A 22808-nucleotide genomic window follows, 5' to 3' on the forward strand; every position below is an offset into this window, starting at 1 on the left:
TTTTCACGCTTTAAAAGATTCATCATTATAAATAGCTACCACCATGAACGAAAAAAATAAAATATCACGTCGTAAACTTATTGGAGGATTAAGTGCTGGCTTAGCTGCAATGGCTGTTACACCTGTATTTTCTGCCACTGAAAAGTTAAACATAAATGCTGCTGAATTCCAGAAACTGGAAGACCCTACTACCAAGTATGTAAAACCACCGTTTAAAAGTCAGTCACAGCCCTGGCCTGGACTGGAAAGTAAAATGGATCCGCGTCCTGATCATGGAGAAACCACCTACAAAGGTTCAGGTCGCTTGGCGGGCCGCAAGGCATTGATCACCGGTGGTGATTCAGGCATGGGACGTGCCGCCGCCATTGCTTATGCACGTGAAGGGGCGGATGTAGCCATAAATTATCTTTCGGAAGAAGAGCCGGATGCACGTGAAGTAATTGATCTTATAAAAGCAGCAGGCCGTAAAGCAGTTGCTCTTCCGGGAGATATCCGTGATGAAGCATTTTGCAAAAGACTGGTAAGCGATGCTGTCAACGGTCTTGGAGGACTTGATATCCTGGTCTGCAATGCAGCCCGCCAGCAAACTCATGCATCTATTCTAGATATAACTACCGAGCAATTTGACTGGACCATGAAAACCAATATCTACGCTCCTTTTTGGATTATTAAAGCTGCACTTCCTAATCTACACCCCGGATCGGTAATTATCGGTACGTCCTCCGAACAGGCTAATGAACCCTCCACCGATCTGTATGATTATGCGCAGACAAAAGCGGCTACCACAAACTACGTAAGATCACTTGCCAAGCAGCTCGCACCCAAAGGCATACGCGTTGATGGAGTTGCGCCGGGACCTATCTGGACCCCTTTACAAGTAAGTGGTGGTGCTACCCAGGAAAAATTGCGAAACTTCGGAGGTGACACCCCTATGGGAAGGCCAGGACAGCCTGCTGAGCTTGCATCCATTTATGTACAGCTCGCTGCAAATGATGCCAGCTATGCTACCGGTCAGATATATGGTTCCTCTGGCGGAAAAGGGCAGCCTTAGTTTTTTATTTCGGAATAAAAATTTGTACTTCCGGATGAATTACTATTTGCAGCTTGCTGAGAATGGAAGCACTTGTTGATTGGGATATTTAGATAATAATCTTTACTTCCCGAGCCTTGCAATCAGCACTGCTGCACGCTTGGCATCAATAGATAGATAGTGGAGGTTAGCTGTTTCCTGTACCGTATGTCCACCAGCTCCGGCAATACCCAAACCGTCGAGTGACATTTCCACTTCGTCGCATGCAAAAGAAATATCAGCAGCACCTGCTTTGCGCGGAGGAACGGCTGTCACTTCCCCAAAACCAAGGTCCATGCTTACTCTGCTGTATTCATCGAGCAGCTTTTTATTCCCTTCCGTTAGCGTCATCGGTGGATAACCATCATCGCCGAAATCAATTGTGGCGGAAGTATGCGCATCATTCTGCCGTACGATATCCGACATTATTTGTCTTGTTCTCTTCAACTGATCGAGAGAAAAAGCACGTAAATCTCCCGTCACGATCACGTCACTTGCTACGATATTATTTTTCCCGGATGCAGTTGCTGAGTTAGTGGTATCATTAAATAATACCTGGCCACCGCCTGCAATAAGTCCGGGGTTAAAGGTTAGATTTTCTTCCTTGCTCAATGATTGATAAAATAAATTGAGGATCCGTGCTGCCTCAAAAATAGCGCCGTTGCCTACTGCATCAGTAAATACCTGTGAGGAGTGTGCAGCGGTACCTTTTACAGTCAGCGTCCAGTCGGAGGAACCTCTGCGCGAGATGAGTGCATGATTGGCTATTCCGTCACCGTCTTCAAAACCCAAAGCAATATCAGCGTGCTCTGCCGCTTCCATAATATCTTTTTTTGAAAGTGTGATGGGATCACCGCTTTCTTCTTCATCTCCGGTCATGATAATTTCTATGGAAAGATCATCGAGCAATCCTGCATCGTGCAGAGCCTGCATTGCAAGGATGATAATCACATCTCCGCCTTTCATATCAAAAACTCCCGGGCCCTGCATGATGGAATCGTTAAGCATGTTCCATGTCTGAAATTTACTATCACGGTCAAACACGGTGTCGAGATGACCAATGAGCAGCAATTTTTTCCCTTTCCCTTTATGTACCGCTATTAAGTGGCCGGCCCTGTGGAACTGATCTCCGGGAGACCATCGTGTTTCAAATCCAAGAGTTCTTAACTCTGCCATAAACAGTTCACCGACTTTTCGCACCCCGCTAAAATTCATTGTTCCGCTGTTGATGTTCACGGCGGTTTTTAAAAGTGCAGTTGCTGCAGCTGTTCGGTTGTCAATTGCCTTTATAATTTTTAATTCCTGTTTGGTCGCCTGTGCCGAAAGAAACACCGGTAACAATATGAAAATTATAAGGAGCGTAGATTTTCTGTTCATCAGGGTAAGATAACGAATTACAGGATTTAGATTCCGTTATTCCTTACCTGGAGTAAATTGATTTGCGGTCATTGTTTAAAAAATAAAGAACGACTGTTTTTAATGCTTTGATTAAACTATGGTCAGACCACAAGCCATTCATTACAGGCTTTATTTATAATTTCCCTTTTAAAGCCGAACGTGATCTATAACAACAGGGATTCATTGCAGAAAATTATTTAAGGTCTGCAGGTTGTTAAATGCATCACCCATGGTATTATTGAAATAAACGTAAACCGTTTTTTGCTCTTTTACCAGTGCTTTAATATGTTGTGCATATTGGTATAAAAACTCATCCGGGTAACTTCCACGGTAGCGACTTTCAGGACCATGAAACCGGAATAACAGAAGCTGAATTCAAAGTCGGTGAGCGATACAGCGGAAGCAGGTATATCATGCACTACCCTGCATGCTTTATATTGGTTCAGTAATTCATATACCTCTTCATGATACCATGATTGATTACGGAATTCAATAGCTACTTTCCAAAGATGGTTTTGGTTGGATTCTTTGATCCGGATTAACAATTTCTGTAACTGATGCAATTTATCCATTTTTAATGCCGGAGGAAACTGAATGAGCAGGCAGCCTTTTTTAATTCTAATATTTGCTATGACGTCCATGAAATCATTGACGTATTCACCATTAAACTCAAGTCCCTTTGTATGGGTGATAGCTTTCGGTAATTTAAATGTGAATTGAAAATCATCAGGAACACTTTCAGCCCATTTGCTTATCGTGGTGATCTTAGGAATTTTGTAAAAGGAGCTGTTGATCTCAACACTATTTAACAATGATGCATAATACGAGAGCCTGCTCTTACCCTGAAATTCAGGAGGATAAAGTGATTGCGGTACCGGAAGTACCAGGCCACTGGTGCCGGAATAAACCGTGCTATTGGTTTGCGGCCGCATCACCATTTTTTATAATTGCTGCAATGGTTAAAGCAGTGGTTAAAACGGAGAACAGCGTCCTGATAATATGATACCGGTTCCAGCTGGCTTCAAACTGGCTTCTTTGTGTGGACAGATCCGGTACACTTGAAGATGTAATATCGAGGTGGGCCAGTGCATTGTTTAATGGAATATTCCCGAATGCTGTTACACCAGTTACACCAATAAAATACGTTAATGCCGCTGCCATTAATAAATAAAAGCAGGCAGGTGAACCGTGTGATCTACTATACCATGCAGTTATAGGCAACAGGATAAATGTGCCCATGAAACTGATGAAGAAAAAAGGATTTAGAATCTCTTTGTTGATTGATTGCATAGCCCTCAGGTATTCAGAATCGGTTAATTTATTTAAACCCGGATTTACCGAACATGCATAGCCGTATAATAAACCCATTATTAAGGAGGATAACAAAGCTGATAAAAACAAAAGACCATTCTGAATGCTGAGCATATTAACTGCGTGTATTTTTATACAGAACTAAAGCTAGAAATAATCTAATCCGCCAATTCGATCCAGACAGGAGCATGGTCACTTGATTTTTCCCATCCGCGCACATGCTTGTCAACACCGGCTGCACGCAGTCGTTTTTTAAGCTTAGGACTCAGCAGGAAATGATCGATGCGTAAACCTGCATTGCGGCCATAAGCATTTCTAAAATAATCCCAGAATGTATATATGGCTTCACCCGGATACATTTTTCGCAAAGCATCTGTCCATCCCTGATCCACAAGATTTTTAAAAGCTTCGCGCACCTCCGGTCTGAACAGGGCATCATCTACCCAGCGCTCGGGCTTGTATACATCCAGCTCCGTGGGCATCACATTAAAATCCCCGGTTAAGATCACAGGCGTGCCGGATGCAAGAAGTTCTTCTGCATGGATGGTTAACCGTTCGAACCATTTTAATTTATACTCGAATTTAGGACCCGGCAGCGGGTTTCCGTTGGGCAGGTATAAACCACCAACCTGTATCCCTTTTACAATGGCCTCGATATATCTGCTGTGCGTATCTTCCGGATCACCGGGAAGTGCACGGCGGACCTCCTGCGGCTCTTCATCACGAGCCAGTATCGCTACCCCGTTCCAGCTTTTTTGTCCATGCCAGATGGCATGGTAACCCGCTTCCTCTATGGCTTTCAAAGGAAATTTTTCCTGCGGTGCCTTTAATTCCTGCAGGCAAACCACATTGGGAGCAGCTTCCGCGAGCCACCTCAGCAGCACCGGTAATCGGCCGTTAATCCCATTCACATTGTAAGTGGCTATCTTCATTTCAGGTTTATTTGCATAATTACTGCACTCCAAATTGGGTAAGGTGATGATCCAGGTGTTTGCTCATCAGGTTATTCCACTCTGTGGTGGTCAGTCTGCCGAATGAATGAGACTCCTTTCCCTCGAAATCCGCCCCCGATTGCTGCGTTCTTCTTATGTAATTTATCAAGCGGCTTTTCTCCTCCTCAAAGTTTTTACTACCGGTTATTTTAAATGCAGGCGCGGTAGGATTGCTGTGTTTATAAGGCGCTTCACTAACCACCTTTTTCTTTACCAGCATTTTCAAAATTACCCTCATAAAAGCATTAGGCTTTGCGTGCTTGTCTTCATAGATCATCTCATAGGTCACGTTGCAATGTGCCAGCATCTGGTCTACCGACATTTTCCCCCATAAGGGTTGCGTTGCAGGCGTCAGTTTATTGATCCGTAGTATAAATTCTTCGGCATCGGCAGGGTTGAATATGTTTTTCATGAGTTATTAATATAAGGTGATAAAAGGGTGTTTCGACATAGCCCGCATCTCGTTAGAATATTGCAAAACTGAAACAGGTGTAGGGTATTTTTGTCGCGGAAGTTACTACTAACCTGTAAATCCTGCACTTCCTATTACCTGAGGGGCTTATTCACCCACTTAAGAATTTAATATCGCTTCTGAACTTTTATTTCAAATATCGCCTTTACTGATTCGTCTTCACCGGTAACTAAATTAAAATATCTATGAGTAAAACATTTGTGATTACCGGCGCATCCGGACATGTTGGGAAAGTATTAACAGACCGTCTTCTATCTGCGAACCAAAAGGTTCGTGTAATAGCCCGCGATGCGAATAAGATGAAAGAGCTTATTGAAAAGGGAGCTGAACTTCAGCAGGGTGATGTGAGAGATGGAAGCTTCGTGAACAAAGCCTTCAGCGGCGCGGATGCGGTGTTCCTGATGATCCCGCCTCCGCATGATGAAAATAACATCCTGGCATATTCGCACAGGGTGATGACCAATTACCTGGATGCTGTAAAATCAAATAATGTGAAGCATGTGGTGTTGCTGAGCAGCATCGGCACCCATGACCTGAATACGAAAAATGTAGTGGAGGGATTGAAGGATGCTGAGCTTGAATTTCACAAGCTCGATAATGTGAATTTTCTGGCGCTGCGTCCATCTTCTTTTATGGAGAACCTGATGTTCCAGGTGCCGGTGATCAAACAAATGGGCATTGCAGGATCAGCGGTGAAAGGCGACCTCTCGATGCCATGGGTGGCCACAAAAGACATTGCTGAGATTGCAGCAAAGCGTTTGCTCGATCTTTCTTTCACCGGTAAATCCCATGAGTACATTTTAGGTGAAAGGAATTTTTCTTACAATGAAGCAACAAAGATCCTTGGTCCTGCCATTGGAATGCCCGACCTGCAATATGTCACTTTCCCTTACGATCAGGCGGAGCAGGCAATGTTGCAATTCCTGCCGCCGGATTATGCGCATCGCATGGTGCAGATGTCCAAAGATATGAATGAAGGAGAAATGCTTAAAGACTATACGAGGAGCTCAGAAAATACCACACCTACCTCCATCGAGGAATTTTCAAAGACATTTGCTGCAGCCTACAATGCCGATGCAGCGGCCACGAACTAGCTGCAATTTACCTGATTAAAAAGCGGACGACCTCCGCTTTTTTTATTTCTTGCGTGCTTTGCAGGATTACCGTTCCACTTTGTCCTATCAAAAGAAACCATTGGAAGATGGAAGGAATTTCTTTTATCTTGTTTTTTTAATTCAAGACTATGTCTCTTAAAATAATTGGTTCAGGTTTGGGGCGCACCGGTACCTATTCCCTTAAGCTTGCCCTCGAGCAACTCGGATTTGGTAAATGTTATCACATGGCGGAACTCTTACAGCAGCCGGAAGATCTTGTTCACTTTGAAAAAGCAGAACGGGGGAAAGATGCGGACTGGGATACGCTCTTCCAAGGCTATCAGTCTGCGGTAGATTATCCTGTGGCGCGATACTATAAGCAGCTCATCAAAAAATATCCTGAAGCAAAAGTCATTCACACCATTCGTGATCCGGAGTCATGGTACCAGAGCGCTTCGAAAACTATAATCTGGGTCAGCAAGCCTTCTTTCCGCCGGATGTTGAAAATGATGTTCAAACTTCCATTCTCCGCCCAGTTGCGAAAACAATTTCCTGTTCTGAAATTCAATGGAAAACTTATTGACCTGGAATTTGGAAAAGATTACAAGAACAAAGACGAAGTAATTAGCCGTTTCAACAAACACAATGAAGAGGTGATGAGCACTGTGCCAAAAGAAAGATTACTCGTATTCGATGCAAAGCAGGGGTGGGAACCTCTTTGCCAGTTTCTTGGAGTGGAGGTGCCTTCTGAACCTTTCCCGCAAACCAATACGCAAGATGAATTTATCAGGCGCGCATCATAAACATAGCCTCCTGAAAGTTGCGCCCGTTTGTTGAAATTCATTGGCTTATTTACTATTGAGTTCAGCAATAATCGCCTTAAAACTCTCCAGTCCCGCTTCCAGAATTCTCTACAATCTCCATCGCCAGCACATCCGGGTCTGGAAGGTATCTAAATCAGTAAGTGATTTATCTTTTAGCCAGGTAATGTCTAATGAAGTTTTATCACGACCAACAATCTCATCATAATCAAACTTCCTCCACTGCCATTAATGTCTGAATTGGAATGATTAATGTATGCGTTTCTGCCGCTGTTGAGTGTTCTTCACCCGACTGCCCTTTTTTCATTTATGTTTGCAGGTAAAGAACACCTGCAATGACAAGTAACGAATTTATACGAACTCTTTGCGCCCCTTCCTGCCCTTCGTGGCTTTGTGGCAATGGGAAAATTACTACTCACCGAGGTGGGAGAAACAATTTAAGAAGGCATAATTTTTAATCAATCCTTACAAACTATTATTTTTTTATGAAAGAATCTCATACAAATCAAACGGTCGTATCGGGCACTACAAGTGTTTTGCCAAGTCAGCCTACATCCACTCCTATTGAAAGCGCTTCAGGGTTGCCGGAGCTTTTTGCAGACGGTATAAAAGATATGTACTGGGCTGAAAACCATCTTGTAAAATCGCTGCCTAAGATGGTTGCCGCAGCAGGTTCCGAAGAATTAAAAAGCAGTTTGGAAAACCATTTGGAGCAAACCAAAGAACATGCAAGCCGTCTTGAAAAAGCTTTTGAATTGCTGGGTTTGAAAATCCAGGCAAAAAAATGTGATTCAATGGAAGGTCTTGTTATGTCAGGCGAACACATTATTGAAAATACAATCGCCGGAACTGAAGCACGTAATACAGGTCTTATAATGTCTGCGCTGAAAGTGGAAAACTTTGAAATAACCTCTTATAACGGGCTAATACAACTTGCTGGTCAACTGGGGCAAACGGATGTGGCAGAACTGTTGCAGCAAAACTTGTCCGATGAAATGGAAGCGGAACAATTACTAACAGGTCTTAGCCAAAAAAAAGCTGATACTGGTAAAAAGACTTCTAAAAAGCCTTCTAAAAAGCCTTCCGCTTAATGCGTTTATACCCAATCTTTTAAAAACATAACTATACTTACTTTATGCCAGAAAAAAAACCCGGTTCCGATGAGGTTACCAATGATAAAATAAAAGATCTTGCCGGTAATACCGAATATGCAGAAGGACAGTTTTTAACCACCAACCACGGATTACGGATAAATGACGACCAGAACTCATTGAAAGCTGGTCCCCGTGGGGCTACCCTGCTGGAAGATTTTCACTTCCGTGAAAAGATGACTCACTTTGACCATGAGCGTATTCCTGAGAGGGTCGTTCATGCCCGTGGCTCAGCAGCACATGGCGTTTTCAAGGTGTATGAGAGTATGAGCAAATACACCAAAGCCGGTTTCTTGAACGATACCAACCGCGAAACGCCTGTGTTTGTACGGTTCTCTACAGTTGCCGGTTCCAGGGGTTCATCAGACCTAGCAAGGGATGTACGCGGATTTGCCGTTAAGTTTTATACAGAAGAAGGAAACTTTGACCTTGTAGGAAATAACATGCCGGTGTTCTTTATACAGGATGCCCATAAATTTCCTGATTTCATTCATGCAGTGAAACCTGAGCCGGACAATGAAATCCCACAGGCAGCTTCGGCGCACGATACCTTCTGGGATTTTGTATCGTTAAACACTGAATCTACCCACATGATTATGTGGGTTATGAGCGACCGTGCATTGCCAAGAAGCCTACGCATGATGGAAGGTTTTGGTGTGCATACTTTTCGCTTTGTCAATGCTGAAGGCGTATCCACTTTTGTAAAGTTCCATTGGAAGCCGCTATTGGGTGTACACTCCGTAGCATGGGATGAAGCGCAAAATATATCCGGCAAAGACTCCGACTTTCACCGCAGAGATTTGTACGATGCCATAGAAAACGGCAATTATCCTGAGTGGGAATTGGGCGTACAGCTTATACCTGAAGAAGATGAATTTAAATATGAGTTTGACCTGCTTGATTCTACCAAGCTGATACCTGAAGAATTGGTGCCGGTAATTCGTATTGGCAAAATGACCCTCAACCGCAATCCTGATAATTTCTTTGCAGAAACAGAGCAGGTAGCCTTTCACCTGGGTCATGTTGTGTCAGGTATTGATTTTACCAACGACCCGCTTTTGCAAGGGCGTTTGTTCTCTTACACCGATACGCAGTTGTCACGTCTTGGCGGACCAAACTTCAATGAAATACCTATAAACCGTGCAATAGCGCCGGTACATAACAACCAGCGTGATGGCATACACCGCACCACCATAAACAAAGGCAAAAGCAGCTACAGTCCTAATACTACCGGCGGCGGTTGCCCGTTCCAGGCAGGCAAAATGGATGGCGGTTTTGTCACCTACGCTGAAAAGATAGATGCAAGAAAAGTGAGAGAGCGCAGCAAAAGTTTCTTCGACCATTTCAGCCAGGCTACCTTGTTTTTCAACAGCCAGAGCGAACCTGAAAAAATGCACATTATTGATGCATTGCGTTTTGAACTGGGTAAAGTGGAGCACGTTGAAATTCGCGAAAGAATGTTGGTTGTGCTAAACCAGGTTGACAAAGGTTTAGCCGCACAGGTCGCCTACAGTTTGGGTCTGTCTGTGCCCGAAACGCCGGAGATACTTAATCATAGCATACCCGCCGACGTTGACCCGCAAACTTACCAGCCGGTAAAAATGGAAGGTGCTTTGGCAAAATCGGAAGCGCTCAGCATGGCTAACTATAAAGCCGATTTGCATACCCGCAAGATAGCCTTCTTGGCAGCCGACGGCGTTGACGAAAATGCACTCATGACAGTAAAAGAAGCATTGGTATCCGGCGGTGCAATGGTTGACATCATAGCGCCACGCGGCATATTGGTAACAGAAAGTAACAACACCATAAAGGCGGATAAAACGCTGCTAACCGTGTCATCGGTTTTATACGATGCCGTATTCGTGCCCGGCGGCGCCAACAGCGTAGCCACCCTGGAAGCCGAAGCCGATGCCATTCACTTCCTCAACGAAGCCTTCAAGCATTGCAAACCCATAGCTGCCCAGGGTGACGCACGGCAGGTACTGGAAGCGACCTACTTCGCCAAAAAACTACCCGAAGACAACAGTGATGAAACGGTAATGAGAGAAGGTATAGTTATAGGCAGTGACTCCGGTGAAGTTGCGAACAAGTTTATTTCAGCTTTGTCACAGCATCGCTTCTGGGAAAGGGAAAAGCCAAGAAAAGTGCCTGCTTAGCTCACCTTTCTATAGTTTATATTTTAAAGTCCTGCTTTGCAGGGCTTTTTTTTGTGCATCTTTTTTGAGACCGGCAGAAGAATAAGCATTGAGCATCGTTGTGTCATTCACTTGTAGGGCATTTTCGTTATTCAGCTTTTCTCAAACTACCTTTTTATTCTTTGAGCCGCTATTGTGTATTCTTCGCCAAAAGCTTCTTTTATCATCTATTTTGCAGGTAAAGAACACTCTGCAAAGGAGGATTATGTGGATTTGAAACTAGAATTATATTTCCTATGATCCTGATCTTTTATTCCTTTCCGGTTCCTGGATTTAATTTCTCCTTTTATGTCCTCTTAGCATCTACTAACCTAAGCTGAAAAGGCGCAGAATCAAATACTGAAGTAGATTGGTTCATTAGTTCAAGAAGCACCACCAGCGGTCCATCAATATATTCATCAGCAAAACTGTTTTTACCAATCCTTTCTACTGCTCTGATTAATATGCCAGCCGGCGTCTCACCTTCTCCGAAAACAATATCAATTCCTGAGTAATGGATAAACCAGGTGAACTGTGAAGACTGGCGCTTCTTATGCCGATGAATTCCAAGACCATTCTTATGCTTTGCTTGAATGATTCCATATACGGTTGGGTCTTGGTAGTCGTGAGAGTTGTAATAAAATTCAATTTCTCTTATTCTATAAATAGCTTCAGGTGTTGAAATGTGATACCTGTAAATTAATTCTTCGGCTATTACGAAACCACACCACATAGTCATCATTACCACGCCCATTGATAAAAATTTGTTTTAAATTTTCCATATACCTATTTTTTCAACTGTTTAATTATCGCTTGAAAACTCCCCAAAGCACTCTCCAAATTCTCTGAAATCTCTAATGCTAACACATCAGGGTCAGGAAGGTTATCTAAGTCAGCGAGTGATTTATCCTTCAGCCAGGTAATATCCAATGAAGTTTTATCACGTGCAATGATCTCATCATAATTAAACTTCCTCCACCTTCCTTCAGGATTATCTGTTGCATGAAACGTTTCTTTTCGCTTGTGCCTGTTGCCTGCATTATAGCAGGTAATGAAATTCTGCAGGTCGCTTAGCTTAAGCGGGTTCTTCTTCAATGTATGGTGAATGTTCGTTCGGTAATCATAGAACCAGATCTCTTTTGTCCATGGGTCTTTGCTGGAAGGTTTGTTGTCGAAGAAAACAACATTTGCTTTTACACCATTGGCATAAAAGATACCGGTGGGCAAACGAAGAATGGTATGTACATCTGTTGTCTCCAACAGCTTCTTGCGAACCGTCTCTCCTGCCCCGCCTTCAAACAAAACATTGTCAGGAATAACTACGGCTGCCTGCCCTGTTGTTTTAAGCATGGAGCGGATGTGCTGAACGAAGTTCAGTTGCTTGTTGCTGGTGGTTGCCCAGAAGTCTTGACGGTTGTAGGTGAGGTCTTCTTTTTCCTGTTCGCCTTCTTCGTTGGTAAAGGTCTGACTGCTCTTTTTACCAAACGGCGGATTGGCTAAAACATAATCATAGTATGTGCTTGGCGGAGCAATCAGAGCATCTGCCGGCGATATACTGTTATCGCTGTCTATATCGCCAATGTTGTGCAGGAACAGGTTCATTAGTGCAAGCCGGCGTGTACCTGCAACTATCTCGTTGCCATAAAACGTGTTGAACTTAATGAACTGTTTTTGTTCTTTATCCAAACTATGATTGGCAACAATAAAATCGTAAGCCGCTAAAAAGAAACCACCCGTACCACATGCGGGGTCTGCAATGGTGCGCATCGGTTCAGGACGAACACATTCTACCATTGCCCTTATCAGCGCACGTGGCGTAAAGTACTGACCGGCGCCGCTCTTGGTATCTTCTGCATTCTTCTCCAGCAAGCCTTCATAAATATCTCCCTTCACATCGGCACCCATCATTACCCAATTCTCTTTATCAATCAGGTCAACCAGCTTGTATAGCTTGGCAGGGTCCTGTATCTTATTTTGGCTCTTGGTAAATATCTGCCCGAGTATGCCTTTCTCCTTACCCAACTCACGAAGCGTGGTAGAGTAATGAACCTCCAGCTCAGCGCCGCGTAAAGGTGTAAGACTTTGCCAATTATATGCCGCCGGAATAGGCATAATACGGTTGTAAGGAGCCCTGGTATATTCATCTGCCATTTTTAAAAACAGCAGGTAAGTAAGTTGCTCTAAGTAATCGCCATAGCCCACACCATCATCACGAAGCGTATTGCAAAACGACCAGACTTTAGAAACTATTTGATTGGTTGACATTATATAGTTTTAAAGTGATTTTTGGTACAAGCTGAAGTACCTCCGATTGATCATCGTTGCCACGCTCGGTTCAGGTTTTGTGCACGTGGCAGCGTGGCAGTTTATCCTGAGCAAAGCCGAAGGGTCGCATTTCGTTCATCGGCACCGCAGTGATTTAACCCGTGTATCCCAAGTCCTTTAGCTTCTTTAGTGTCCACTCTTAAACTATAGGGCAGCAAAAAAGAAATTCTTTAATGCAATCTCTGCTTTTTTAGATTTTAAAAGCTTCCCCTTTAAATCGGGGATAGGGTCTATTACTGCGATAAGGTCATCGTAGCTTATACTTGGATACTTATCTATCAAATAGGTTTCAATAAATTGAGACCAAGGCTTTTTGAGTTTTTCGAAATGGGTTGTAACAAACTCTTTAAGGTCAGAAATTGATCTATTGTTTTTAGCATTTGGCACTACAAAATCTTGATCTGAAACAGGATTGCTTGTCTCCTCGCTTTTAGCTTTTCCATCCTCATTCTCAGCTTCTGCTGGCAATTGTTTTTCAATAAGATTTTCTTCTTGGACAATCTCTGTTTGCTCCGAAACAACTTTTTTAATTAGGCTGGAGTCTGATTCGTTAACGTCTTTCGTTACAGGAGAATTTTCTTCCTCCATTTTTATTGCTTCACCTTTTTCGTTTTCCTCCTCCTCCCTCGACACTTCTTCTTTTCTCCAAGCACGTTTTTGTTCTGGCTTTACAGAAGTTTTGAAGAGAGGTGCATCATTTAAAACATGTAAGCTCTCATAAAGTTGATCAAAGGAAAAGACATATCCCAATAAAGTTAAAACCCAAGCTGCCACTTCAGCATCATTACGCTTCAACTTTTCAATATCTGGTTTAAGCCCTAAAAAATTGAGTTCATTTTTATTCAAATAGGATTTAAAAGCTAGAAAAAAATAAGATATTTTGAAAATATCGAGCTTGGGAAAATCTTTTGAGATGATTTCAACTATTTTTTCATGACTTGTTCTTAGGGCAGTGTCATGGAGCGACAAAAAAGTCTCAAAAGATTTTTCATAGTCCCCCGCATTGATTTCATTCCTATATGAAAGACATGCTTTATAAAAAGGACCATTTTTGAAGGCATCTTCTTGCCTTCCAAAAAACTTCATAGCGATCGCACCTATTTTACAGAGAAATTCGACATTGCCGGAAGGCATATAACTGGGAGTTATGTTATATGATAAAAGTTGGTCAAAATAGGAACTATCATTTTGTAAACCATTTTTTTTGTTTAAAAGGCTTGTTACACTATTCCTAATCTTCGATACCACCTCCTTATCTCTGGGAAAAGGCAATGAAAAGTAGCTAAGAAATCTCGATACGGCTATTCTACGGCTTTCTATTGACCGTATTTCTTTCACCTTTTCAACCACACTTTCAAATATTGGCGTGTTGATCCTAAACTTTTCGTTTAGCCTCCCAGCTAAAAGTTTACTGCCAATCTCTGTCAAAGGATAAATCGAATGTACAGATTGAAAAGCTACTGTCACCTTTCCCTGAATTCTTAATTTACTTTTATCGATGTCAAGTAAAATAACCTCATGATCTTCCTCAAAAGCAGGTAAAGCATTATGAAAATCGTCCACTAACTCATTGAAATCATTGCGTAATTTCTGTAGCGCTTCTTCGATACTAATGTCAATTAAACTATTGATATCAACAGTTAATTCATTCAGTTTGTATAAGTAGTTAAACCTGCTTCTTTCTATTGCTAATAGCATATAATTTTTTTAAAAAAGGATTTCGTCATCATTCGAAGTTTCGTCTGGGATAGCCATTGGCTCAATCCCTTCTAAAAAGGGTTCTAATCCAGAATACAAAGATCCTGTATAACTAATAAACAAGCCGCTCTTAGATCTCGATAATGCAACTAATAACAATGAATTTTCATTTGAATTGATATACATATCATCATTTGCCATCGGCAAATAAACATAATCAAAGTCCAAGCCTTTGGAACTGTGATATGTCATAATCACAATTTTATTTTCTGCATCCGCTTCTACTAAAGAACCGTGGTTGTTTCCGATGTACATAAGTGGCAAATCGTTGCTGTCGAGATAAGTGTTCAGAATTGTATAATTTGTTTTCCCATAGTTATCATCAACCCGGTTCCATTTTGACTTGCCTTCAATTTCAAGAATTGCATTAACAAATTCTAAAATAGATTCATGTTCTGAGAGTAATATTGCACTTACTTCAGAAGTTCTGAGAGAATTTGTTTGCTTTATTTCCTTCCAGCAAAATCTAATTTCAGAATCTATATCTTCCGCTTCATACAACTTAATCTGGGTGTCTTCTTTTGCAATGTTTGGCTTATCTGCAAGCATAACAGGAAACACTTTCTTAAGTGCGTTTAATATCGATTCAGTTAATCTATAAATAATGCCGAGGTTCTTTTCGATTGGAGATATTCCTTGTTGAATATCTACAAGTTTAGCTGGCGGGGAATTGAACACCGGAACACTATTATAAATAGATTGTTCTGCGTCGCCTGCAATAATTAGGTGCTTGCACGCTGCCCTAATTGATTTAATAAAATCAATAGGCAAATCTTGAACTTCATCACAAAAAATCGCATCAAACCTCCCATTATTATCTATTCGTTTTTTTAGTTTATAAATTGTCAAAACAGGTATATGCTTGTTTTGCAAAGCTGGGATCTGCTTTAAACCGGTTGATAAAAGATCAACTAGTGCGTTTGTAAATACCACTACGCATACATTTGCAGCAGGGTTTCTAATCAAATAGTCTTTCAAAGAATGCAACAAAAGAACAGACTTACCGCTTCCTGCATGCCCTTTAATCCAAATCGGCTTACCTTCAATCTTACCTACTTCATTAATAACTTCTTTCTGGTCTGCTCCTAATTTGTCCTCTGTTATCATCCATTTCATAAAGCTTATTTTATTTTGATTGAATTGGTTTTGGGCTTGTCAAATATTTCTTCCGCTACGCTTTCTGTATTGCTTCCAATTAACTCACATTTCAACTCTTGGTCCGGCGCGATATAAAAGACAAGCTTTTGGGCATCAGCATGCTGAGGTATAAGAAAATACTTTTGATAACTTAAATTTTCATGAGAACAACATTCTATGTAGTTATCACCATTGAGCTTTCCACTTGCTAAGTAGACCTCGATATCTACACTTGGAATCGCTATGCCGCTATTAAAGAGTGGAACTGATTTATTTGCCGCTTTTAAATAAATATCAAAACCAAGAATAGGTGTAATAATATTTTTGCCAAAGCTGTTCAAAACAAAAGATTGCAACGCCGCCCCACGTGACACTTGTTCTTGGATGTTATCAGAAATAAATACTTCTGATTTATTAAAGTACTTCGCAACTAAAGTTTTGAGATAAGGGTTTCTTCCGCCACCGCCGGTCACGATAATTTTATCAACCGACACCTTGTCTACGTTAGCATTTTTTAGTGCAGTTTGTATAGTAGCTTTCACCCCAGCATTTGAGTCCCCTCCATTCCAATATTGTAAAATAATTTCATCAAACTCTCTAAAAGACATTGAAACTGTTTTAATCCCAATATCATTTAAGCTAGGCGTATTTGGAACTGACACGATTGTATCAGATGTACTTAGAACCGGTAACAAGAAATTAACGGATAGATCTGTAAAGAGTTGTTTGCATACTTTTATCTTCAACTTCTCGCAGAGGCTTACAAGTTCTATCCGTTGGGTGCTGTTTAATCGTGTAGCGATTCCTGCTCTTTGAGCAATTAAGTCTGCAATTATCTCATCGATTAAGTTACCCCCAATATTCCCTAAACGAACTACGGAAAGTAGCTTAGATGTAAATCCTTCGTCTCCATTCTCCACATGCAGTATTGAAACATCGACTGTGCCTGCACCTAAATCTAAAACAAGAATTGTTTTTGGAGCGTCGCCAATAAAGGAAATGTTCTGCTCAAATAAATAATTAATTAGAGCCGCATTTGGCTCCTCAATAAAAGGAGTGTCTTCGCATTCTATACCAGCAACTAATAAACATGATTTTAAAGCTGACTTCTCTTTAGAAGAAAAGCTTGCAGGAACACTAATAGAATATTCAACTTCCAAAGGCAATCCCTGGGACTTCAGGTAGTCAAAAGTTTGATCTTTTATAAACTTCAAAAAGAAAGTCAATCCTTCCGTGGCATTGGAAATTTTTAACCTAGGATGATTGACTAGTACAGAATCTGGGTATTCTATACGTTCTAAAATGCCAAGGTTTTGCTTGAAGGAGTGCCAACAATCTTTGCCATACTTTAAAAATGGTTTATGGTCCGCTGCATGAACTCCTACCAATAACCTATTACCATTAATTAACGCAATAACTGTAGGAACAAGTGGGCTACTTGTAATTCCACCTAAGTGATCTTTCTGTTTTATGGGAATAGGCTTGATTACTATTTTACCATCTTTTAGTTGTGCAGTACTTACTACAGTTGAAGATGTTCCAAAGTCAATACCTATGAATATCTTTTTGTGGATGTAATCGTTAGCATCCAATTTTTTAAAATCTAAAGGGCGGTATATTGCATTAAAGCCTAAGCCGGAATAATCAACTATTTCTTGAATGACTCCTTTCGATAACATCGAATAATCGTAACTGATATTCTTACGTGGTATTAAACCATCAGTTCCAACCAATAGATTTTCAGCTATAATCGAAGACGGTCTATGATGTACCGATATTAACGACCTTGAACTTGATAATGATAACGTTGACTTTATAAGCTTAGGATCAAAAAGATTGACCAAATGATGTTCTAAAGCCTTTATAGTTGTTCTAGCTCCAGATGTCATATCAGACATGAGAAAATAAGAGCTTCCTGGTAAATATTCAAATAATAGTTTTAAGTTTCTCTTTAATGCTGGGAGATTCGTTACAGCAATTTCATTTAGGCAGTTTTGAATTACAAGCAAATCACTCTCCCGAACAATCGACTTTACTTTCTTAACTTCTTCTTCAGAAACTAAATCAAAAAAAACAGCCTTCCAATGAACATTCAAATTCTTACTCGTAATTGCTCTAATTACATTCTCTTGAACGATCGAATGACTAAATGACCATGTAGGTGCGTTGATGTCCAAAATAGTTACGTGAATATTTTTGGCGCTTTTACAGTTGTTGACAATATATTTTACTGCACCATATGCTTCAGAACCAGGACCCCCACCAATAAAGGTTAAATAGACATCCTTTTTTCCTTTAAATATATCAGGCACCTCCTCTAGAAAAATGTTATAAATTAATTGATAGTAATGCGGTAGGTAAGTTGCCAGGTAGGCAGCTTGTATATCACTATCCTCATAATTTACATGTACAGGAGAGTTTCGATATGCTATGCGAAGAGACTTAACAGATTTTTGAAGAGACTTCAAATATGCTTCTACTCCACCACCGATTATGGGAACATGCTTTTTGAATCCATCTACTATTGAATCATATAAATCCATCCTACAACTTTATTGTTCTAAATGTTAGATTAATTCGTGGTTCAACTATTTTTTTCTGGGTTGGTATTTGATGTAACCAGTTATGTTGCAAAGCCCCCTTCATTACAATCAATGAGCCTGAGTCTAATTCAACTTGTAACTTTTGTTCGGGGTCGACTTTATGCTTTAAATCAAATCGCCTTTTGGCGCCTAAACTTACAGATGCTATTGTTGGATTAACGCCTAGTTCACGTTCGTCATCTGCATGCCAACTTACTTTATCGTTGCCATCACGATATAGATTTAAAAGCACACTATTGAAATCTTCACCAGGCACAAAGTGTTCAATTACTTTTTTAATATCAAGCAATTCTTTATTCCAAGGTTCAGGATTACAGAGAATGCCAGAGTATTTATAATTAAATCCTTCATATCCATACCACGCTGTTTGCCTTGGTACAGGATAAACTTTTCCATACATTTTAATTTCCTCTTGTTTCCAATTGCTGTTTGTAAGCAAAGCATTGTAATAGAATAACGCTTTGTCTGCCGGCATGAAGTTCTTCATCAACCATACTTCGCCATCTCTGAGATCAAACTTCTCAAAAACTCTTGCTTCAGTTTTTTTTTCATCATTAATCTGTTGCATATAATTTAATTTTTTTGACTACTAAATTTTAAAACCTAATTGTTTTGTTGGGAAAGCAATTTAAACCAACTTCCCTTCAAACGCTTTCTTTAAAATACTTTGTCTTAAAGCCTCTGATTGTTTTAGGCTGTTGTTTATTGTTTCTTCTATCTTATCACAAACACTAAGGCGGCTTTCTATTTCCTGTACGATTTGTTGTTGTTCTTCAACACTACAAATAGGAATAGCAGCATTTGATACATCAGTCTGATTAATGCTCGCCTGGTTAACGGCATGCTTTGCATTCTTCGTTAATTCTTTTATACCTCTTTTAGAAGATAGGTAAGCTGTGATATATTCAGGAATAGCTAATCCTTCTTTCACTCTTACTTTCATTATGTTACTTTCGAAAACCGTCTTCTCTTTTAAAGATTTCACCAAACCGCACTTGCCCAAGTGAGACATACTATTGACGCGATTAATTAAAATATCTCCCACCGTTAACAGATATCTTTTAGTTTCTTCCTCTGATAGCTGCACTCTTTTGTACTCATAATCCTTTAAAATCACGCCTTCATAGAAACCATCTATTCTTATAATTGGCACACCCCAACCATATTGTGTTGAAGGTTTGTATAATCCATTCTGCGGTGTTTCAGAAAAAAGCTCTCCAAACTTTTTCATGTTCCATCCCTTCGGCAACTCACCTTCCTTTACATCCTCATTGGTAAGCTTACCTTCAAAAGCCGATTTTAATACAGCTTGGCGGTAAACTTTTAATTGCTGTTGTGCAGTTTTTAATTCTTCTATGCCTTTGTCTAATTCGCTGAAGAGTTCTTCTATTTTGGAAACGATTTGTTGTTGAACTGTTATTGGGGGCAAAACAAAATCAAGGCTTTTCAACTTGCCTTGATTGATGGAAGATTGATTAACTGATTTCTGTGCAATGCTTATAAACTCACCTTTCTTTCGTTTGTATTTAAATTGATAATTAATGAAATCAGCTGAAACATTTTCTTTGAACCTAATAAGCAAAAGGTTTATACCATGTATTAAAGTAGGCGTTTGATTTTTGAATATAGCTGTCTTACCAAGATGTATATCGCTATTTATATGACTAAACAAAACATCGTTTCTCTTTAAGGAATACTTTTCGATAAACGCAGGTTCGCTTTCTTGAATGTATTTTACTCTGTCAAGGTCAATCTGCTCATTCCAAATTGTTTCAATTCTTGAAATAGGATAACCAATCTTTTCTTCACTTTGTTTTGCGTTGGCTCCATTAGAAATTTTTTCAGTGATTTCACCAAGTTTTACAACGCTCCAATCTTTAAATGTTCCATTCATATTTTGCTCTTCCTTTACAAGAGTGCGACGCAACGGATGTTTCATAGTAGCAATGTATTTCGGTTCATCGCACTCTATTTTTAAACCTTGCCTATGCCTTTTCTTAAGCCTTTTGAAAACGTTTTCATTTTCAAAAACATCGTTCTATATTTGCATATAGGTCTGCCCTGCATGAATGTCGACTCCAGGTCGTTTCCCACCTTAAAGGTGGGATTAGTGTAATGGCGGGCTTATTTTATTTTTAGCACTTAACGAATTCTTTGAGTTATAGTAATTTCTCCAGTCTTTGTAGTTTGTAGTATCGTACAAATCTACTATAAGAGATACCTGCTCTTTCAGGTAATCATAAAAACGGGTTTCTCCTTTTTCAAATACTCTCTGCACAGCCCAGCAAAAATAATCCGCCACATTCAACAAGGGTTCCTGGGTTGGATAAACGACATTGAAAGCGACATTGGTGATAATATCATGCCTTGTCACCTTCGAAGCAGTAATTTCAGCATTCTTCTTATTTATATTTTCAGCTACTCTTTCTTTCGCTTTTTCCATTGCTAATAATAAATTATTATTCTTTGTGCTTCTGCCTCTTTCAGCAATGTTAAGTATAAGCTTCACTTCTCCCTCCATTTTGTTTTTCAACAAATGCGATAACAGGTCAGCATAGAAATACTCTTCTTTGCCTTTGTGTAAAGTCTCATAGCGCTCTATCGTCTTTCGACCAACGACTGCTTCGAAAGAGCACTTAGTTGATTTGATAAAATCAAAAAACGTTTTGCGAACTTCGGGCAAATCATCGGTTGCGTGAAAATAGTACCCTGCTCCCTGTTTCCTTTTAAGTATTGATGGAACCTGGTAGTAAGGATCGTTTGCTACCTGATTTTGCAACTGAACTATTTTTTTTCTCACTGGTTCAAGCGGCTCTTTAAATTTTACCATTCCAAGAATAAAACAACCGGAAACACCTTCTGATCCAATAATCGTTTTCTTTCCTTTGCCATAAAAGGCTGTATCACCCGCCTCATCAAGAAAGCGGTGATTGGTTTTAATATTTGATTTAGCTACTACCATTTTTACGCGACAAGTTCAGTATTCAACTCATCCAATATTATTTCATAATCTTCTTTAAACAACTGGTAAAACTTACCTAAGCCACCAGCTTTGTTAAAAGGGTCGAGTTCGAAATCGTCTTTGTCAACATGAAAGGAGTTGGCAATGTAATCCTTTATCATCCGCAGCCATTGTACCTGTTCTTCGGTGTACTTGAGCGTGCCTGCCTGTTTCTTAAATATCCAGTCCTGGAAATTCTTGTCTACCGTTTTATCGAAACCGGTAAGGGTGGTATCGGCTCCGCTTACCTTGCGTACCAGGCTCACCAATGCGATTAATTCATTCTTTGGCTGACCCGTAACTTTTTCGAGTTGCTCATAAGCACGCCATACATGCAACGGCGCAAGCAAAGGCTTATCGAGCTTTAGCTTTTCTACAAGGTCTTTTATCATGGTGTACGTTACCTCGCGGCGGCGATAAGGTTGCTCGTAGAATATTTGCAGCACGGTTATCTCTGTTTTGTGCTGTTGCATCCAAGCGGTAAAATCGTGTATGGTGTTTTCTGCCGCAGCCTTATTGTCTTTCACCCAACCCATGTTGAGTATTTCATCGGGGTTGATGTGATCTATAAACTGGTCGTACTTTTTACGAACATCAATAATGTAGTTGCGCAGTTCGTAGTCGTTGAAGAGTGCGGTGGCGTCTTCAATTAGTTTAGAGTGATGAGTTATGAGTTCAGAGTGAATGTGTGCGGGTGAGGCATCGGGGTTTTCACTCATAACTCTTAATTCTAAACTCTCAACCGTATCCGGGTCGTATGCATTCAGCAGTTGCTTTACAACCTGGTTGATTGTTTTGCCTCCTGCTTTTTCTGCGAAGCCTGCTTTCTCTTTTTCATTTATCTGCTTGTCTAACCTGATGAGCCTGTTGGCTAAGGTGGTTAGCATGTCTTCGTCTTTATTGCCCATGTGTATGCCTTCGAGCAATTCTTTGATGCTTAAGCCGGGCTTACGTTCTAATGGTCGGCTGTCGGTCTTTTGGCTTTTCTCTACGCCGACTGCATCGATGATTACAAAATGGTCTTTGGTGAATTTGGCTGCCCGTGTTCCGGTAAGTTGTAGTTCTTCGAGGCTGCAGGTGCGTGTGCCCCTGCCTTTCATTTGCTCGTAATAACTCCGGCTTTTAACATCACGCATAAACAACAATACTTCGAGGGGTCGTATGTCTGTGCCGGTTGCAATCATGTCGACCGTTACCGCAATGCGGGGATAATACTCCCTGCGGAATTGTTGTAGTACAGTTTTGGGTTCTTCTTTTTCTGGTCCTTCGTTGCTGCGGTACGTTATCTTTTTACAGAACTTATTTTCTTCTGCAAATTCTTTACGAACTATTTGAATAATGTCGTCGGCATGGCTATCGCTCTTGGCGAAGATGAGCATTTTGGGGACTTCGAACACCTCACCCCCCGCCCTCTCCAAGGGACTTGGAGAGGGAGCAGCCACCGCACTGACCTCGCTTTGCGACGATGCAACATCGTTAGCAGTATTTCCAACAGGCAAGGG

General features: G+C 40.7%; 18 protein-coding genes and 1 pseudogene. 5 read left to right on the top strand and 14 right to left on the bottom strand.

Features of this window, described 5'->3' with window-relative positions; all coding sequences use genetic code 11:
• Nucleotides 1-43: 43 nt before the first annotated feature.
• A complete protein-coding gene (locus H0W62_12700) occupies nt 44-1051 on the top strand; it encodes an SDR family oxidoreductase (GenBank protein ID MBA3649390.1) in 1008 nt (335 codons plus the stop codon).
• Nucleotides 1052-1153: 102 nt separating this feature from the next.
• Here H0W62_12700 and H0W62_12705 read toward each other — a convergent pair whose 3' ends face one another.
• From H0W62_12705 to H0W62_12725, 5 genes and pseudogenes are all read right to left on the bottom strand, one after another.
• Complete coding sequence (locus H0W62_12705) at nt 1154-2446, bottom strand: M20/M25/M40 family metallo-hydrolase (GenBank protein MBA3649391.1); 1293 nt, start codon at nt 2444-2446, stop codon at nt 1154-1156.
• A 201-nt stretch (nt 2447-2647) separates the two neighbouring features.
• Nucleotides 2648-3399: pseudogene (locus H0W62_12710) on the bottom strand (DUF72 domain-containing protein).
• Complete coding sequence (locus tag H0W62_12715) at nt 3380-3892, bottom strand: DUF1772 domain-containing protein (protein ID MBA3649392.1); 513 nt, start codon at nt 3890-3892, stop codon at nt 3380-3382. The pseudogene H0W62_12710 and the gene H0W62_12715 overlap by 20 nt, the downstream one beginning before the upstream one ends.
• Nucleotides 3893-3936: 44 nt before the next feature.
• Nucleotides 3937-4710: an exodeoxyribonuclease III gene (gene xth / locus H0W62_12720; GenBank protein ID MBA3649393.1), complete on the bottom strand. Its 774-nt coding sequence runs from the start codon at nt 4708-4710 to the stop codon at nt 3937-3939.
• A 19-nt stretch (nt 4711-4729) separates the two neighbouring features.
• Nucleotides 4730-5182 carry a DUF1569 domain-containing protein gene (locus H0W62_12725; protein MBA3649394.1) on the bottom strand — a complete coding sequence of 151 codons (453 nt, stop codon included), beginning with the start codon at nt 5180-5182 and terminating at the stop codon, nt 4730-4732.
• A 245-nt stretch (nt 5183-5427) separates the two neighbouring features.
• On the opposite strand from H0W62_12725, the gene H0W62_12730 reads away from it, so the two are divergent.
• The 4 genes from H0W62_12730 (at nt 5428) to H0W62_12745 (ending at nt 10464) form a co-directional block, all read left to right on the top strand.
• Complete coding sequence (locus H0W62_12730) at nt 5428-6336, top strand: NAD(P)H-binding protein (protein ID MBA3649395.1); 909 nt, start codon at nt 5428-5430, stop codon at nt 6334-6336.
• A 149-nt stretch (nt 6337-6485) separates the two neighbouring features.
• On the top strand, nt 6486-7139 hold the full coding sequence (locus H0W62_12735) for a sulfotransferase family protein (protein ID MBA3649396.1): 654 nt from the start codon (nt 6486-6488) through the stop codon (nt 7137-7139).
• 599 nt (nt 7140-7738) lie between these two features.
• Nucleotides 7739-8248: a DUF892 family protein gene (locus H0W62_12740; GenBank protein MBA3649397.1), complete on the top strand. Its 510-nt coding sequence runs from the start codon at nt 7739-7741 to the stop codon at nt 8246-8248.
• 44 nt (nt 8249-8292) lie between these two features.
• Nucleotides 8293-10464 (top strand): catalase, encoded by a 2172-nt coding sequence (locus H0W62_12745; GenBank protein ID MBA3649398.1) that lies wholly within the window; start codon nt 8293-8295, stop codon nt 10462-10464.
• Between the two features lie 325 nt (nt 10465-10789).
• Here H0W62_12745 and H0W62_12750 read toward each other — a convergent pair whose 3' ends face one another.
• From H0W62_12750 to H0W62_12790, 9 genes are all read right to left on the bottom strand, one after another.
• Complete coding sequence (locus tag H0W62_12750) at nt 10790-11236, bottom strand: hypothetical protein (protein MBA3649399.1); 447 nt, start codon at nt 11234-11236, stop codon at nt 10790-10792.
• A 32-nt stretch (nt 11237-11268) separates the two neighbouring features.
• Entirely contained in the window at nt 11269-12747 is a 1479-nt protein-coding gene (locus H0W62_12755; GenBank protein ID MBA3649400.1) for an SAM-dependent DNA methyltransferase, read from the bottom strand.
• Between the two features lie 204 nt (nt 12748-12951).
• On the bottom strand, nt 12952-14505 hold the full coding sequence (locus H0W62_12760; protein MBA3649401.1) for a hypothetical protein: 1554 nt from the start codon (nt 14503-14505) through the stop codon (nt 12952-12954).
• Nucleotides 14506-14514: 9 nt separating this feature from the next.
• Nucleotides 14515-15681 carry an AAA family ATPase gene (locus H0W62_12765; protein ID MBA3649402.1) on the bottom strand — a complete coding sequence of 389 codons (1167 nt, stop codon included), beginning with the start codon at nt 15679-15681 and terminating at the stop codon, nt 14515-14517.
• Between the two features lie 5 nt (nt 15682-15686).
• Nucleotides 15687-18245 (bottom strand): Hsp70 family protein, encoded by a 2559-nt coding sequence (locus tag H0W62_12770; protein ID MBA3649403.1) that lies wholly within the window; start codon nt 18243-18245, stop codon nt 15687-15689.
• Between the two features lies 1 nt (nt 18246).
• Nucleotides 18247-18873, bottom strand: coding sequence for an alpha-ketoglutarate-dependent dioxygenase AlkB (locus H0W62_12775; GenBank protein ID MBA3649404.1), 627 nt, complete (start codon nt 18871-18873; stop codon nt 18247-18249).
• Between the two features lie 60 nt (nt 18874-18933).
• Nucleotides 18934-20244 (bottom strand): restriction endonuclease subunit S, encoded by a 1311-nt coding sequence (locus H0W62_12780; GenBank protein ID MBA3649405.1) that lies wholly within the window; start codon nt 20242-20244, stop codon nt 18934-18936.
• A gap of 168 nt (nt 20245-20412) precedes the next feature.
• Complete coding sequence (locus H0W62_12785; GenBank protein ID MBA3649406.1) at nt 20413-21267, bottom strand: DUF3800 domain-containing protein; 855 nt, start codon at nt 21265-21267, stop codon at nt 20413-20415.
• 2 nt (nt 21268-21269) lie between these two features.
• Complete coding sequence (locus H0W62_12790) at nt 21270-22685, bottom strand: hypothetical protein (protein ID MBA3649407.1); 1416 nt, start codon at nt 22683-22685, stop codon at nt 21270-21272.
• Between the last annotated feature and the right edge of the window lie 123 nt (nt 22686-22808).

It is taken from the genome of Chitinophagales bacterium (assembly GCA_013816805.1).
GTDB lineage: Bacteria > Bacteroidota > Bacteroidia > Chitinophagales > UBA10324 > MGR-bin340.

Bases quoted from the DNA above. Each gene is read 5' to 3' on its own strand.
- H0W62_12765 (MBA3649402.1), bottom strand. From the start codon at position 15,681: ATGAAATGGATGATAACAGAGGACAAATTAGGAGCAGACCAGAAAGAA.
- H0W62_12735 (MBA3649396.1), top strand. From the start codon at position 6,486: ATGTCTCTTAAAATAATTGGTTCAGGTTTGGGGCGCACCGGTACCTAT.
- H0W62_12700 (MBA3649390.1), top strand. From the start codon at position 44: ATGAACGAAAAAAATAAAATATCACGTCGTAAACTTATTGGAGGATTA.
- H0W62_12775 (MBA3649404.1), bottom strand. From the start codon at position 18,873: ATGCAACAGATTAATGATGAAAAAAAAACTGAAGCAAGAGTTTTTGAG.
- H0W62_12785 (MBA3649406.1), bottom strand. From the start codon at position 21,267: ATGGTAGTAGCTAAATCAAATATTAAAACCAATCACCGCTTTCTTGAT.
- H0W62_12750 (MBA3649399.1), bottom strand. From the start codon at position 11,236: ATGGGCGTGGTAATGATGACTATGTGGTGTGGTTTCGTAATAGCCGAA.
- H0W62_12705 (MBA3649391.1), bottom strand. From the start codon at position 2,446: ATGAACAGAAAATCTACGCTCCTTATAATTTTCATATTGTTACCGGTG.
- H0W62_12790 (MBA3649407.1), bottom strand. From the start codon at position 22,685: ATGCTCATCTTCGCCAAGAGCGATAGCCATGCCGACGACATTATTCAA.
- xth (MBA3649393.1), bottom strand. From the start codon at position 4,710: ATGAAGATAGCCACTTACAATGTGAATGGGATTAACGGCCGATTACCG.
- H0W62_12755 (MBA3649400.1), bottom strand. From the start codon at position 12,747: ATGTCAACCAATCAAATAGTTTCTAAAGTCTGGTCGTTTTGCAATACG.
- H0W62_12780 (MBA3649405.1), bottom strand. From the start codon at position 20,244: ATGAAACATCCGTTGCGTCGCACTCTTGTAAAGGAAGAGCAAAATATG.
- H0W62_12730 (MBA3649395.1), top strand. From the start codon at position 5,428: ATGAGTAAAACATTTGTGATTACCGGCGCATCCGGACATGTTGGGAAA.
- H0W62_12745 (MBA3649398.1), top strand. From the start codon at position 8,293: ATGCCAGAAAAAAAACCCGGTTCCGATGAGGTTACCAATGATAAAATA.
- H0W62_12725 (MBA3649394.1), bottom strand. From the start codon at position 5,182: ATGAAAAACATATTCAACCCTGCCGATGCCGAAGAATTTATACTACGG.
- H0W62_12760 (MBA3649401.1), bottom strand. From the start codon at position 14,505: ATGCTATTAGCAATAGAAAGAAGCAGGTTTAACTACTTATACAAACTG.
- H0W62_12715 (MBA3649392.1), bottom strand. From the start codon at position 3,892: ATGCTCAGCATTCAGAATGGTCTTTTGTTTTTATCAGCTTTGTTATCC.
- H0W62_12770 (MBA3649403.1), bottom strand. From the start codon at position 18,245: ATGGATTTATATGATTCAATAGTAGATGGATTCAAAAAGCATGTTCCC.